The sequence below is a fragment of the Nocardia sp. Marseille-Q1738 genome (assembly GCF_965283145.1).
Genome location: NZ_CBDIMS010000001.1, coordinates 335,087 through 350,444, shown reverse-complemented (window position 1 = coordinate 350,444; position 15,358 = coordinate 335,087). Strand labels below are relative to the sequence as shown.

At 68.1% G+C, this 15,358-nt stretch carries 8 protein-coding genes and 1 pseudogene; 4 read left to right on the top strand and 5 right to left on the bottom strand.

The window, feature by feature from the left end; translation table 11 throughout:
• Window positions 1–127: 127 nt before the first annotated feature.
• Window positions 128–2,404 carry a transglycosylase domain-containing protein gene (locus tag ACWPXK_RS01670; RefSeq protein ID WP_454194239.1) on the bottom strand — a complete coding sequence of 759 codons (2,277 nt, stop codon included), beginning with the start codon at window positions 2,402–2,404 and terminating at the stop codon, window positions 128–130.
• A gap of 431 nt (window positions 2,405–2,835) precedes the next feature.
• Entirely contained in the window at window positions 2,836–4,656 is a 1,821-nt protein-coding gene (eccA, locus tag ACWPXK_RS01665; RefSeq protein WP_454194238.1) for a type VII secretion AAA-ATPase EccA, read from the bottom strand.
• A gap of 121 nt (window positions 4,657–4,777) precedes the next feature.
• Between eccA and eccD the strand changes: the two genes are divergently transcribed.
• From eccD to eccCa, 3 genes are read left to right on the top strand one after another with little or no spacing between them, the layout of a single operon-like run.
• A complete protein-coding gene (eccD, locus tag ACWPXK_RS01660) occupies window positions 4,778–6,250 on the top strand; it encodes a type VII secretion integral membrane protein EccD (protein WP_454194237.1) in 1,473 nt (490 codons plus the stop codon).
• A 19-nt stretch (window positions 6,251–6,269) separates the two neighbouring features.
• Window positions 6,270–7,673: a type VII secretion-associated serine protease mycosin gene (mycP, locus tag ACWPXK_RS01655; protein WP_454194236.1), complete on the top strand. Its 1,404-nt coding sequence runs from the start codon at window positions 6,270–6,272 to the stop codon at window positions 7,671–7,673.
• Between the two features lie 3 nt (window positions 7,674–7,676).
• Window positions 7,677–11,777, top strand: coding sequence for a type VII secretion protein EccCa (gene eccCa / locus ACWPXK_RS01650; RefSeq protein WP_454194235.1), 4,101 nt, complete (start codon window positions 7,677–7,679; stop codon window positions 11,775–11,777).
• A 12-nt stretch (window positions 11,778–11,789) separates the two neighbouring features.
• Here eccCa and ACWPXK_RS01645 read toward each other — a convergent pair whose 3' ends face one another.
• Complete coding sequence (locus tag ACWPXK_RS01645; protein ID WP_454194234.1) at window positions 11,790–12,395, bottom strand: GNAT family N-acetyltransferase; 606 nt, start codon at window positions 12,393–12,395, stop codon at window positions 11,790–11,792.
• Window positions 12,396–12,398: 3 nt separating this feature from the next.
• A complete protein-coding gene (locus tag ACWPXK_RS01640; RefSeq protein ID WP_454194233.1) occupies window positions 12,399–13,202 on the bottom strand; it encodes a GntR family transcriptional regulator in 804 nt (267 codons plus the stop codon).
• Window positions 13,203–13,441: 239 nt separating this feature from the next.
• On the opposite strand from ACWPXK_RS01640, the gene ACWPXK_RS01635 reads away from it, so the two are divergent.
• Window positions 13,442–13,873: a DUF4254 domain-containing protein gene (locus tag ACWPXK_RS01635; RefSeq protein WP_454194232.1), complete on the top strand. Its 432-nt coding sequence runs from the start codon at window positions 13,442–13,444 to the stop codon at window positions 13,871–13,873.
• 58 nt (window positions 13,874–13,931) lie between these two features.
• Here ACWPXK_RS01635 and ACWPXK_RS01630 read toward each other — a convergent pair.
• Window positions 13,932–15,056 (bottom strand): annotated as a pseudogene (locus ACWPXK_RS01630) (MinD/ParA family ATP-binding protein); the annotation flags it as partial.
• Between the last annotated feature and the right edge of the window lie 302 nt (window positions 15,057–15,358).

The window sequence follows — 15,358 nt, the reverse complement described above, 5'->3', positions numbered from 1 at the left end:
TTCCGCATCGTTTCCGCGGTTTCGGCGTCGGGCCATTTCCGACGCACTCGCTGTTCGCTCTCACTCTGGCAAACGATGCTGCCATGTCATCCGTTCCGCCGGGCCACGGAAGGTCACAGCATCATCGCTATCCCGGAACCGGAATGCTCAGTCCCGGGAAAATCTCGACTTCCCTGGGGGGCTGCGTGGTGGGCGGAATGATGACGACGGGCTCGCGCTGCGGCGACTGCTGCGGCGGATTCAGGATGTCGTAGGCCCCGCCGGAGGGCTTGCTCTGGTTCGGCTGCGCCGGCGTGCCGGGGAACTGCTCGATCGGGGTGCCGTCGAGCGCGTCGTCCATGACCTGTTTCCAGATGTCGGCGGGCAGGCCGGAGCCATAGATGTCGGCGCCGCGCGCGGTCCGGATCGGCTGCGACCGTTCGGTGCCGATCCATACCGCCGTGGACAGCGAAGGGGTGAAGCCGATCATCCACGCGTCCTTGTTCGCGTCGCTGTCGCCGAGCTGGGTGGTGCCGGTCTTGGCGGCCGAGGGACGGTTGTCCTTCAGCCCGTGCCCGTTGGAGTAGGCCGCGATCGGAGTCATCGCCTGAACGGTGTTCTGCGCGATCGCCGGGGAGATGCGCTGCTGGCCCGGCGGCATCTGCTTGCCGACCCGCTGGTCGGGGGCGCCGCCGCGATCGAGGAGCACCCGCCCGTCACCGGTTACCACCCGCTGCACGAAGTACGGCTGGTGGTAGACGCCCGAAGCGCCGATCGTGGCGTACGCCGAGGCCATGTCGACGGGCCGGACCAGATACTGGCCGAGAACGATGCCGTTCAGCGGTTTTCCACCGTCCTCGGTCAGCGTCTTGCCCGCCACGCCGGGCATCTCCTCGGGAATGCCCGCCGCGTGCGCCGCGTCGGCGATGGACTGAGGCCCGTCGAACATCGACATGGTCAACCGGTAGAAGCTGGTGTTCAGCGAGCGCTTCAGCGCCTCGGCCATGGTGCACTTTCCGCAGGACTCGCCGTCCACGTTGGTGATCCGGGTGCGCCTGTCGGTCACCGGGGAGCTGTCCAGCACCCGAGACAGCGGAATGCTCTGCTGCTGCGCGGCTATCACCGCGAAGACCTTGAATGCCGACCCGGTCTGCAATGGCGCCTGAGCGAAGTCGAAGCCGATGCCGTCGTGGCCGCCGAAGTAGGCGCGCACCGCGCCGGAGCGTGGATCGATCGACACCACCGCCGCGCGAAGTTCCGGTGGCTGGCCATCGAGCCGATCACGTACCGCATCGAGCACCGCCTGCTGTGCCTTCGCGTCGATGGTGGTGGTGATCTGTAATGCGCCGGTGTTCAATTCGCGTTCGCTGATGCCGGAGGCGCGCAGCTCGCGCACCACCTGGTTGCGGATCAAACCCTCCGGACCGCGGGTCACGTTGTCGTCGGGTATCTCCGAGAGGGGAATGATCGGCGGAAACATCGTCGCGTCGCGGTCACCCGGCGCCAGCACTCCCATCTCGACCATGCCGTCGAGCACGTAACGCCAGCGCGCCTTCAGATCCGGCAGATGGGTTTCCGGGTCGAGGATCGACGGCGTCCGGATCAGCGCGGCCAGCACCGCACCCTCGGCGAGGGTCAGCTGGTTCACCTGCTTGTCGAAGTACGCCTCGGCCGCCGACGCTATCCCGTAGGCTCCGCGGCCGTAATAGATGGTGTTGAGATAGGCGGCGAGGATATCGTCCTTGCTCCACTGCCGGGCCATCTTCGCCGCGATGACCAGCTCGCGCAGCTTGCGCGTGACCGTGCGCTCGGAGCCGAGGAAGGCGTTCTTCACGTACTGCTGGGTGATCGTGGAGCCGCCGCCCGCGTTGTCGCGCCCGAGCATGTTGTCGCGGACGGCGCGGAGGAAGCCGGAGGCTGAGTAGCCGGGATTGGTGTAGAAGTTGCGATCTTCGGCGGACAGCACCGCGTCGCGCACCGGCCGCGGCACGTCCGACAACGGGACCGGCGTCCGATTGCCTTCGGGCGGAACGACCTTCGCGATCACGGTGCTGCCATCGGCGGCGAGGACGGTGGCGATCTGGTTCCCCTGCATCGCCGTCGGGTCCGGTATCTCGGCGCTCCAGTACGCCAGGACGGATAGCAGCGCCGGCACCACGCCGAACAGGATGAACAGGGCGAGCAGGAGACGACGGACGCGTTCGGCCCTACTCCGTGGCCGTGGATCCGGATCGTGCACCGGCGGTGGCGTGGGATGCCGCTGTTTTCCGCGAGCCGTGTTTCGCTCGCGTCTCGTCCGCGCGGTCCGGTTCAGCGCTTGCGTCCGCTCGTTCCGGCCCGCGCTCGAGGAAAACAGTGCGGGCCGGGGATTCCTCTTGGCGCCGCGTGTGCGCCCTGGCGGTTTGCGGAACGAGCTCACGATCATCTCCTCCCGGAGTGTCGGACGAACCCACCTGCACGAACACGATCGGAAAAGAGTATTGAGGAACCGAGTTTACCGTGTCGCTTTACAGCGCCTTCCGCTTCCGTATGGCCGACTCATCTGCGACATTTTGCTGGGCGTGTCGCCCGCACCGGCCGACGCCGAACTGCTCGACGAGCGCACAAGCGCAGCTCCGGCCCGTCGAGCGCCAGAGGATCGCTAACCCCTAGTCGCCGCGATTACCACGTGAGGTAACCACATCGGCGCGGCCACGGGTTTCGAGCGCAACGAGACCGAGCATGTCCCGTTCGCGGCCCGGCTCGTGTCCGAGTGGCCGCCGCGTCCGCGACGAAGTCGCCAGCGGCGGTCGCTCGGACGCGAGCCACAAGGGGGCCGCGAACACGCAGCGCCGCAGGCGCTGCAAATTAACAGAGCTAACGGGTCAGCGTGGCGAGGACATTCGTGAGGGCATTGCGCATGTCTTCGGCCTCGATGCGCATGAGCACCGCCTCGTCCAGGTTGGCCAGATCGAGGTTTTCGTCATTGGCCAGCCGGAATTCGCGTTCCTCCTCGGCCGCCTCGATCACGTTCCTGATGAAGCGGCCGTTGCCGGCGAGGTCGATGCCGCGGCGCGGCTGACCGCTCTGGTCGGTGCTCTCCTTCTCGTACAGCTCGGCACAGGCGGCGACGAGCAGCGCCAGCGCCTCTTCGGAGACCTCCGAATCCCGCTTCCGCGCGATGAACTGGCCGATTTCGCCGAGCTCGGACGGGGTGTAGGAGTCGAACTTCACCCGCTTGGCGAAGCGGGAGGCCAAGCCGTCGTTGGCGGCGAGCAGACGATCGATCTCGCCGTCGTAACCCGCGATGATCACCACGAGCCGATCGCGATCGTCTTCCATCCTGGCCAGCAGCGTGTCCACCGCTTCGCGGCCGAACGCGTCGCCGCCCTGCAGGCCGGTCTGGATGAGCGTGTACGCCTCGTCGATGAACAGCACGCCGTCCATGGCGCTGTCGATCAGTTTGGAGGTCTTGATCGCGGTACTGCCCAGGTGCTGTCCGACGAAATCGGCGCGCTTGGCCTCGACGAGATTGTCGGTCTTCAGCAATCCGAGCCCGCAATAGATCTTGGCGACCACCCTGGCGATGGTGGTCTTGCCGGTGCCAGGCGGCCCGGTGAAGGCCAAGTGCTGGCCGCGCGGCACGCTGGCCATACCCTTCTGGGCGCGGATCTTGGCCAGTTGCGCGGTGGCTTGCAGCTTGGCCACCTGGGTCTTCACCGCGGCCAAGCCGATCTGCGCGTCGAGCTCCGCGCGCGCGGCCTCGAGGATCTGCTTGGCCTTGTCGTCGCGTTCCTCGCGTCCGATCTGCTCCGCCGAGGGCGCGGAGGCCGGATCCCAGCGGTTGGTGCGCGCGTCGATCTGTTCTTTCGTGGTCACGGTGATGCGGTACTTGCGGTCCCGCATGGCCTGGGTGTTGGCCTCGAAATCGGGCGCCTCGGAGAACACCTTCTCGAACAGCGCCTGCGCTTCGACTTCATTGCCGGTTTCCCGCAGGCACAGTCCGCGGCAGAACCGGGCGGTGGTCGCCGCGGCCGGGATCGGTCCCTGCTCGGCCTGTTCCATCCGGCGGATCGCTTCGCCGAACAGCCCGAGCTGCGCGCAGGCGGTGCCGACCATGACGTGCGCGGCGGCGGCCATGTACGGGTCTTCCCACTCCGCGGACCCGGCCAGCACGGTCATCACGTCGGGCCAGCGCTGGGTCTGATAGTGCAGCACCGCACGCACATAGGCGCAGATGCGGTCGTCGATCTCCTTGTCCGGCTGGGAGAGCTGGGTTTTGCGATGCGCGGCCAGCTCGTCGAGCACCCGCTCGGCCTCGTCGTAGTCGGCGTCGGCGATCAGCTGCGCGGCCTGGGCGAGCCAGATCTCGGTGTAGCTGGCCAGCGGATAGTCGATGTACTGGCCGACCACGAATCGGCCCGCGAGTTCCCTCGGCCGCAGACCCAGCCTGCGCTGCTCCCGGAAAAGCGTGGTCGAGCTGGTCTTGTAGAGATTGAACAGGACTTCCCGTGTCACCTCACCGGCGGCGGCGCGGCCGAGCCACGCGTCGCACATACCGGGATCCCACTCGGTCGCCCTGGTGAACGCGAGCTTCGCGTAGTCCAGATCCCGTGTGGATTCCTGCCCGTCGATACTGAGGCCCAATGATAAGACGCCGGCGTCGAAGGCGCGTTGTGCTTGGCGGTTGCCGGTCATGCGGGTGAGCCCCCAAAGCTTACGGTATTTGCGAGTTCTCGGTCAGCATACCGGGAGACAGCGGTATAGATTGAGTGCGTTGCCAAGCAAGACAGAGTCGACATAGGGAGTCTGCAAACTCGTGACCGAGTCGTCGACCAGCGGCTTGGGAGCCGCTGATCCAGAGCTGTGCCGAGTCTCGGTGATCGGCGGCAACACCCAGCTGGATCTGGGCCTGCCCGCGACGATTCCGATCGCCGCGTTCATCACCGACATCGTGGAACTGATCGAGTCCCGTACTCCCGACCTCACCGAGCACGACGAAGGCGCCCCGCTGCGCACCGAGCATTGGACCCTGGCCAGGATCGGGCGGGACCCGATTCCGCCCAACCAGACGCTGACCGACGCCGAGGTGTTCGACGGCGAGCTGCTGGTCTTGCGGTCGGTGACGGCGAAGGAATCGCCTGCCCTGTTCGACGACGTGATCGACGCGGTGTCGCGGCTGACGGCCGAGTCGTTCCACAACTGGTCACCGGTCGCGGCCCGGTGGATGGGCCTGATCACGGCGCTGGTCGGCGTGCTCGCCGCGCTGGGTCTGCTGGCCGTGGCCAAGACCGACGGCGCGAGCATCGCGATCGGCTTCCTGCCCGCGGGCGCCGGGCTGGCCGCGGTGACCGCCGCGGTGATCGGCGTGCGGAAATACCAGGCGACGCTGGCCGCGACACTGCTGTCGCTGTACGCGATAGCGCTGTTCTTCGCGGCCGCCGCGTTTTTCGTCCCCAACACGCTCGGCAGTCCGCATCTGCTGCTCGCGTCGGTCACGGCGCTGGTCGTGGCGGTGGTCGCCTACAGCGTCACGGGAGTCGGCGCGTTGCTGTGCGCGGCGGCGCTCACCACGGCCGCGTTCACGGGTTTCTCCGCGCTGGTGCGGATGGTGTGGGAAGTCGGAACGCCCAAGATCGCGGCGGGTGTGCTGGTCGCCGCACTGATCATGATCACGATGGCGCCGCGGCTCGCGGTCGCGGCCGCGCGCCTGCCCGTCCCGCCGGTGCCCACCGCGGGCGGCGCGATCGACCCGGCCGATCACGAACCGCGCCCCACCATCGAGGACATCGGCGCGATCGGAGCCACCGCGCTGCCATCGGCGGCGGGTCTGGAACTGCGCGCGAAAGCCGCCAACCAGTACCAATCCGGCATCCTGCTGGGCAGCACGCTCGCCGCCACGGTCGGCGCGGTGCTCGCCGCCGATCCGCTGGGTGCGGCGCGTTGGCAGGGCATCGCACTGGGGGTGGTCGTCGGGCTGATCCTGTCCTTGCGCGGACGGGCATTCGCGGACCTGGTCCAGGCGGGCACGCTGATCGCGGGTGGCGCGGCCACGCTGGTCGCGGTCGGTGTCGCCGTCGCGGTCGGGCATTCGTCGTGGTTGGTGCCGACGGCGGGCATTCTGCTGGCGGTCGCGACGGCGATGGTCGGCTTCGGTGTCATCGCTCCGCACACCGAGATGTCGCCGGTGACCAGACGAGCCGGGGAGATCTTCGAATATCTGCTGATCGTCACCGTCGTGCCGCTGGTGCTGTGGATCATGGACTTGTACTCGGCGGCAAGAAACCTGTGATCGTGGAGTGGTTGTGGCGATGAGTGTTCCGCTACGGCTCACCGGGGTGGCGCTGGTGCTCGGCCTCAGCTGTCTCGCGCCGCCAGCTCCGGCCTCCGCCCTCGGGCCGCCCGCCATCGATGACGGCGCGCTGGGCGCGGCGATCGCGGTCAATGCCAGGGGTGGTCCGCCGGACGAGACCGAACAGCGCTCGGTGTGTGCCGAGCCGATGCTCGGCGGCGGCCCGCCACGCGACGCGCCGCTGCCGCAACGGATTCTCGACCTGCCCGCGGCCTGGGAGTTCAGCCGTGGCGGCGGACAGAAGGTCGCGGTGATCGATACCGGCGTGAACCGGCATCCGCGGCTGCCCGCGCTGCAACCCGGCGGCGATTTCGTATCCAACTCCGACGGCACCAGTGACTGCGACGGCCACGGCACGCTGGTCGCCGGCCTGATCGCCGCGCGGCCGAGCCCCGACGACGCGTTCTCCGGCGTCGCGCCCGACGCGGAGATCCTGGCCATCCGGCAGCTGAGCCTGGCGTACGAGCCGAAAGACCGGGCGCGCTCGGAGGTTCCGGGAAAGATCGCCAGCGCCGGGTACGGCAACGTGCTGACCCTGGCCGCCGCGGTCGTGCGCGCGGTGGACATGGGGGCGGGCGTGATCAATATCTCCGAGGTCGCCTGCTCACCGGCGGGTGCGGACCCGGCCGACGGCGCGCTCGGCGCGGCCGTCAAATACGCCTACGATCGAAATGTGGTCGTGGTGGCCGCGGCCGGGAACATACAGCAGGGTGGGGCATGTGATGGCCAGAACGAGGGAACAGGATGGGGCGCGGTGCGTACCGCGGTGAGTCCGGCCTGGTTCGCGCCCTACGTGCTCTCGGTCGCCTCGGTGGAGGCCGATGGCACGGCCTCGCCGTTCTCCATCCATGGACCGTGGGTGGGCGTCGCGGCCCCGGGACGCAATATCGTTTCGCTGGACAGCAAGCCGGGCGCTACCGGTCTGGTCGATTCGGTGCAGACCGCCGAGGGCGTCGGATCCATTGACGGGACTAGCTTTTCCAGCGCCTACGTGTCCGGGCTCGCCGCGCTGGTGCGCGCCAGATTCCCGCAGTTGTCGGCGCAGCAGGTGATCGACCGGATCACCCGCACGGCACAGCAACCCGGCTCCGGACGCGACGACCGGATCGGCCACGGCCTGGTCGACCCGCTAGCCGCGCTGACCGCGCAGTTGCCCGAACGCCCGGTGAACGCGGGAGCCGATGTGGCGCGGCCCATTCCGCCGCCTCCGCCCCCGCCCTATGTCGATCCGACGCCGCGTCGCGTCGCGACCATAGGCACGATCGTGCTGCTGTCCCTGCTCGGCATCGGATACGCGCTGTCCGTCCCGTTTCGCCGGGGCCGCGGCGTCGTCGACCCGGCGGAGACCGGAGAAGGACTGTAGGACATGGCTACCGAAGGTTTCGTGCGCCGGCCTCGCATCGCGCCGCCGCGGGCGCCCGGCGGCGAGGTGGCGCTGACCGCTCCGCCGGAGATTCCCCGTCCGATACCGAGCGGCCTGCTGATGAAGCTCATGCCGGTCGTGATGGTGGTCGCCGTGGTCGGCATGATCGCGATGATGGTCATGATGGGCCGCAGCCTGCTGGCCAATCCGTTCATGATGATGTTCCCGATGATGATGATCATGTCGATGGTCGGCATGATGGCGGGATACCGGGGCGGGGGCGGACCGAAGAAGGCCGCCGAGCTCAACGAGGAACGCAAGGACTACTTCCGGTACCTGGACCAGGTGCGCAAGGACGTCCGCAAGACCGGGCGCGCGCAGCTCGACGCGCTGCTGTGGAGTCATCCGGACCCGGCCGATCTCCAGTCGCTGGTCGGTACCCGGCGCATGTGGGAGCGCCGCCCCAACGACCCGGATTTCGGGCACGTGCGCGTCGGCGTCGGCAGCCACCGGTTGGCGACCAAGCTGGCCCGGCCGGAGACGGGTCCGCTGGAGGATCTCGAGCCGGTGTCGACGGTGGCGCTGCGTCGTTTCGTGCGCACCCATTCGGTGGTGCACGACCTGCCGACCGCGATCTCGCTGCGCGCGTTCCCGGCCATCAACATCGAGGGCGAACCGGCACAGACCCGCATGCTCGCGCGGTCGATGCTGATGGAGTTCACCGCGTTCCACGGACCCGACCACACCGCGGTCGCCATCATCTGCGCCGATCCCGATGGTGAGGCGTGGTCGTGGGCGAAGTGGCTTCCACACCTGCAGCATCCGGTCGATCGCGACGGCATCGGATCGGCGCGCATGATGTACCGGTCACTGGGCGAACTCGAAACGGCAATGGCCGCCGAGCTGCTCGAACGCGGAAGGTTCATGCGTAACGCGCAGCCGACCGCCGGCCGGATCCACTTGCTCGTCATCATCGACGACGGTTTCGTCAGCGGAACCGAGCGGATCGTCAGCGACGCGGGCCTGGACTCGGTCACCGTGCTCGACCTCACCGCGCCGCAGACCGGTCTCGCCGTGCGCCGCGGCCTGCAACTGGTGGTCTCGGACGGGTGGGTGGCCGCGAAATCCGCCGCCGGCACCGAACGATTCGCGACCGCGGACTCGGTGAGCCTGGCCGAAGCCGCCGCGCTGTCCCGCGACCTGGCCCGATACCGGGTCGCGACCGCTGCGCAGATCGTCAGCCTGGGTGACGAGACGCGCGCCGTCCCCGGTCTGATGGCGCTGCTGAAGATTCCGGACGCCGCCCAGATCGACCCGGCCGTGGTGTGGCGCCCGCGCAGCGACCGGGAGCGACTACGCGTGCCGATCGGCGTCTCCCCGGACGGCACGCCGGTGGAGATCGACATCAAGGAGTCCGCCGAGAACGGCATGGGCCCGCACGGGTTGTGCATCGGCGCGACGGGTTCGGGTAAATCGGAGTTCCTGCGCACCCTGGTGCTCTCGCTGGTCACCACCCATTCGCCGGACCTGCTCAACCTCGTGCTGGTCGACTTCAAGGGCGGCGCGACCTTCCTCGGCCTGGAATCGCTGCCGCACGTCGCCGCGGTGATCACCAACCTCGAGGAAGAACTCTCGATGGTCGACCGCATGAAGGACGCGCTGTCGGGCGAAATGAACCGCCGTCAGGAACTGCTGCGCTCGGCGGGCAATTTCGCCAACGTCACCGAATACGAGAAGGCGCGTGCCGCAGGCGCCCAGCTCGATCCGCTGCCCGCGCTGTTCGTCGTGGTCGACGAGTTCTCCGAACTGCTCTCGCAGAAGCCGGATTTCGCCGACCTGTTCGTGATGATCGGCCGCCTCGGCCGCTCGCTGCGGGTGCATCTGCTGCTGGCCTCGCAGCGGTTGGAGGAGAACAAGCTGCGCGGCCTGGACAGTCACCTGTCCTATCGCATCGGTCTGCGCACCTTCTCGGCCAACGAATCCCGCGCGGTGCTCGGCATCACCGACGCCTACCATCTCCCGAGCGTGCCCGGTTCGGCCTACCTCAAGAGCGACGCGGACGACCCGCTGCGGTTCAACGCGGCCTATGTGTCCGGGCCCTACGTTTCGCCACGTGGCAGCCAGCAGGTGGACGGCCGCGCGGTCGGCGGCCAGTCGCCGGTGGTGTTCACGGCGAGCACGGTGGAGGAGCGGGAGCAGGCCACCCGCGCCGAAAGAACCGCTCGGCAAGGGCGTCCCGAGCTCCCGCCGTCTCCTGGGTCGCTCGAGCTGCCGCCTCCGCCGGGCGAGCTCGACCTCGCGGAGGAACCGGTCGAGGCCGCGCGTCCGGTCGAGGCGGTGCCTGCGACCTTGCTCCAAGTGGTGGTCGGACGCCTTACCGGTCACGGCAGGCCCGCGCACGAGGTCTGGCTGCCGCCGCTGGACGAATCGCCCTCGGTGGACATGCTGCTGCCCGATCCGGACTGGAAGTCCCCGGTGAACCGGCACGGTCAGCTGTGGATGCCGATCGGTGTCATCGACAAGCCCTACGAGCAGCGCCGAGACGTGCTGGTCATCGATCTGTCCGGCGGACAGGGCAATCTGGCCGTGGTCGGCGGTCCGCAGTCGGGCAAGTCGACCACTCTGCGTACGGTCATCATGGCCGCCGCGGCCACGCACACCCCCGAGCAGGTGCAGTTCTACTGTCTGGACTTCGGCGGCGGCACCCTGGCCGGCCTGGCCGATCTGCCGCACGTCGGTTCGGTCGCGGGACGGCTCGAGGTCGACCGGGTCCGGCGCACCATCGCGGAGATGACCACGTTGCTGCACCAGCGTGAGGAACGTTTCCGTGAGCTTGGCATCGAGTCGATCCACGAGTTCCGCAGGCGCAAGGCCAAACTGGCCATGATGACCGAAACCGAGCGCGCCGCCGACCCGCTGTCGGAGGATCTGTTCGGCGACGTATTCCTCGTCGTCGACGGCTGGCCGACCATTCGCGCGGAATTCGACGTACTGGAACCGGCGTTCAACGCGTTGGCCGCGCAGGGTCTGTCCTACGGCATCCACCTCATGGTCTCGGCCAATCGCTGGGCGGAGATCCGGCCCGCCGTCAAGGACCTCATCGGTACCCGGCTGGAGTTGCGCCTCGGCGACCCCGCGGATTCCGAGATGGACCGGCGCACCGCGGTGCTCGTCCCGATGGGGCGTCCCGGCCGCGGCCTGACGCCCGACCGGCTGCACATGCTGATCGCGTTGCCGCGGTTGGATTCCGACTCCGATCCGCAGAGTCTGCCCGAAGGTGTCGGCGCCGCCAAACAGCAGCTCAACGAGCTCTACGGCGGCAGGCGCGCCCCCGAAGTGCGGATGCTGCCCATGGAGATCCCGCGTGAACAGGTTCTTGCGGCGGCGCGTGCACGCGGTATCGAGCAGGGCCCGACCCGCGTGGTCGTCGGTCTCGGCGAGTCCGAATTGCAGCCGCTGGTACTCGATTTCGGCGCCCAACCGCACTTCATGGCCTTCGCCGACGTGGAATGCGGCAAGACCACGCTGCTGCGCAACATCGTGCTCGGCATCGCGGAGAACTCGACCGCCGACGAGGCCAGGGTGATCCTCATCGACTACCGGCGCACCATGCTCGGTGTGCTCGAAGGCGACCAGCTGGCCGGCTATTCGACGTCGTCGCAGACCTCGGTCGGCATGATCAAAGAAGTCGCCGGTTATCTCGCCAAACGCATTCCGGGTTCGGACATCACGCCGCAGCAGCTGCGGGAGCGCAGTTGGTGGAGCGGGCCGGAGATCTACATCGTCGTTGACGACTACGACATGGTCGCCGCGGGTCAGAACCCGCTGGAACCGCTGCTGGAATTCCTGCCCCAAGCGCGTGACATCGGCATGCACCTCATTGTCACCCGGCGCTCCGGCGGCGCGTCGCGGGCCCTGTACGACAAGGTGCTCGGCCGGATGAAGGAGATCTCGGTCGACGCGCTGCTGATGAGCGCGCCCAAGGACGAGGGCAAGTTCCTGGGCGACATCCGTTCGACCAAGCTTCCACCTGGCCGCGGGACTCTCATTTCGCGCAGCAGGGAACCGGAGATGATCCAGATCGCCTATCTGCCACCGCTGTAACCCGCGGGCTGGTCAGTTGTTCGGTCGCGGCGGACCCAGGATCACCGAATGGTCCGGACGGCCGACGGCGGGGACCGGCACGGGCAGCGCCTGGTCCCAGCTGTCGGCCCTGCGCTCGAACAGCGCGCGGGAGGGCCCCTGCGCCGGCGGCCCCGCGATGCGGGCCAGGCGGAATCCCGCCGAGCGGTAGTAGTCGTGCAGGCTGGTATTGGCGGTCCAGGCGTCCAGCCGGACCCACTCGCGCTGCCGTTGGCGGGCAAGCGTTCCCGCATGGGCGAGCATGTGGTGGCCTACGTGCTGGCCGGAGAACCGCAGGTCGACGATCATGAAGTGGACGATCACCGCGTCGTCGAGTTCCCATCGCGACCACAGGCCGGAATCGGCGCGGTCGTTGACCGTGATGGTGCCCGCCGGTTCGCCCGCGACCTCGGCGATCCAGGTCTCACCCGCGTCCAGCGACCGGCCCACCGCGCGGGCGAAGATCTCGATGGGCAGGCCGCGTCCGGCGACCGTCCACTGGTCGGAGCCGCGCGCCGTGAGCCACGCCGTGCGCTGGACGCGCAGGCGGCAGATCATGCCGAGATCGCCGAGCGTTGCTTGGCGGAGCACGATGGTCATGGTTTACGCCGGACCGAGCCCGTGCGATCTGGCGAGTGTGGCCCGGATGACGGCCGTGCCTTCGCTATCGCCGAGCTCGTAGGCCAAGCGGTTGCCGGTGGCGAGCGAGCGATGACGGGTGGCGCGGGTGACTCTTTCGTGATTGGCGCCGATCCGCAGGTGGTCGAGTAGGACGGTGCCCGCGGCTACGCCGAGCACCATGGCTTCCTCCGCGGTGGCGGGCCGGGCGACGAGCGTGTCGCGGTGGGCGGTCTCCGCGTGGCCTCGGTCGGCGAGGCGGCGAGTGGTGCCTTCCGGAATGTCGTGCGGGGAGTCGATTCCGGTGGCCTCGGCCAGATCTCGGGGATAGAAGCTGACTTCCCAGGACCAGGGCTCATGGTCCAGATATTGCACCACCGTCCTGGCCAGTACCCAGGAGTCCGGCGGCACGCCGAGCCAGGACGCGACCTCGCGGCTGGCCGGCTCCATCTTCGCGCTGAACTCCTTCGACGGCTCTCGGTGCGCGGCCCGCGCGATCTCCTCGAAGATGTCGTGCTCGGTCTTCGGCCGGTCTGGGCGGATATGGTCGGTGACAACGGATTCCAGCACTTCTTGGTTTCGGACGATGGTCCCGCGGGAAGTAGCTGTATAGACGAGGTTTTCGGTCACCAATACCTGGATGGCATTGCGGGCGGTGGTTATCGAGACCTGCATCTGATCGGCAAGCTCGGAATGACTGGGCAGTCGATCGCCCGGCTTCCACTTGGCTGCGCGGATCTCCTCTCGGAGGAGGTCTGCGATCCGGTGATACGTCGGACCGTCCGCCATCGTGCTCCTCGGTTGGTCATGCAGGTAACGAAGTGTACTCTTCGTGACTCCCTACGGCCGGGTAACGCTTGACAGGCGACTTCAGAGGTTTATTGTAATGAACGTCCTGATCCGGTGTTGTGCGGCGATGACGGCGAGGCAACGTGGCAGGTTCGGATACAACGGTCGTAATGGCCCTTCCCGACACACCGAGGTGTGTCGATCCTTCGGTGCGTTCTTCGGCACCGGGACTACTTCCTATGTCCGACCTACTGGTTCGGGCGTGTCGCGGCCACCGGGTGGTGGGCGGTCCGCTGCTCTGGTTCGCCCGTGACCTGGCGGTGCTGCACGAACGCCGACTCGTCGGTCGTGGCGGTTCGGTGGATACGTCCGTCGCGGTGATCCGCGAAATCGAGCGTCGCAGAGTCGAGTTGGTAATGGCCATCGACGACTGGGTGGTGCGCAACGTGCCGCAGCATCGGCTCGGCGCCACCTTGCACACCGAGACCGTTGGCGCGGTGATCGACCGCCTCGCCGAGTCCTCGGTGCGAGCGCACCACGCGTTGATGACGTTGGACGCGCACGACGATCTGCTGCACTACGCGTGGCATCATCTCGCCGAACTCGCGGACGCCTACGACGATCTGGTGCGCGACGTCATGGCCGGCCGGCGGCGTCTACCCGAGTGGTGAGCCGACTCCCGCACGCCGGCCGACCACCGCACGCCGGCCGGGCAGGCTCCGGCTGGCGTCACGGGCGGTAGCGGCGGTGATCGGTGGCGAAATCGTCGGCGACGGTCGCGGCCAGCTCGACATAGGCACGCTTGGTCTGCTTGTGCAGCCGGTGCAGGTCGATCTCGGCGCCCTCGGACAGGTGCTGGTCGTACGGGATGATATGCACCGCGCGGCAACGCGACAGGAAGTATTCGCGCAGCTGCTGGATGCCGACATTCGGTGATCCCTCGCGCGGCAGATTGATCACCACCACCGCGTTGCGGACCAGGTGATCGTGGCCGTGCAGCGATAGCCAGTCCAGTGTGGCGGCGGCGCTGCGGGCGCCATCGATCGCCGCCGAGGAGATCAGCACCAGCGAGTGCGCCAGGTCGAGCACCCCGGTCATCGCCGAATGCATCAGCCCGGTGCCGCAGTCGGTGAGGATGATGTTGTAGAACCGCTGCAGGATACTGGCCACCGCGCGGTATTCCTCGTCGCTGAACGCCTCCGAGGCGGCCGGATCCCGTTCGCTGGCAAGCACTTCCAGTCGGCTGGTGCCTTGCGAGGTGTGCCTGCGCACGTCCGAGTACCGCTGGATCGAGGGGTCGAGCAGCAGATCGCGCACGGTGGAGCGGGTCTGCAGCGGCACACGCTGCGACAGCGTGCCGAAGTCCGGGTTGGCGTCCACCGCGATCACCCGGTCGCCACGGATCGACGCGAAGATCGATCCGAGACCCATTGTGGTGGTCGTCTTTCCGACACCACCCTTGAGTGAGAGCACCGCGATGCGGTAATCGCCGCGCACGGGCTGTCTGATCCGCGCGACCAGTTCTTGGAGTCTGCGCTCCTCGGCGGACATACCCGGGTTGATCGCGCCGCCGGACACGTGGTGCACGGCTTTGCGCCACCCGGATCCTGGCGCCCGCTTGGCCCGCCGCAACGGCACGTTGTCCAGCGAGGGCTGCTGGAATGGCGTCCCCGGCTGTGGGTTCGGCTGCTGGGCAGAGGGCTGAGCGTAGCGTTGCGGATTGCCCCATTGCTGGCCACCCGCCTGCGCGGCTTGTCCATAGTCCTGGGGTTCGGGCTGCTGCTGCGCGGGCGGCGCGGAATATGGCGCCGCCTGGCTCCCCTGCACGGGGTTCTGCTCGGCGACATGGCGCCATTGGTCGGCAGGCTCGCCGACTGGTGCCGGTCCGCCCACGAACGGGGCGGGGTGCCCGGTGGATTCGGCTGGTGCGGTGCCAGGATGCTGGGTGGTATCGCGCCAGTGGCCGCTGGGGCCGTATTGCGCCGCGACCGGTGCCTGACCACCGGACTGCGGTGCGTAAACCGAATATTCGCCGGCGAGGTCAGCCGGAGCGTGTGGACTCGGCGCTACGTTGCCCGCCTCTCGGCGCGTCGTATCGGTCTGCTGCCGGGCTACCGGCTGCTGATCGAAAGTCGGTGCCTGCTCGACCGGCGCCT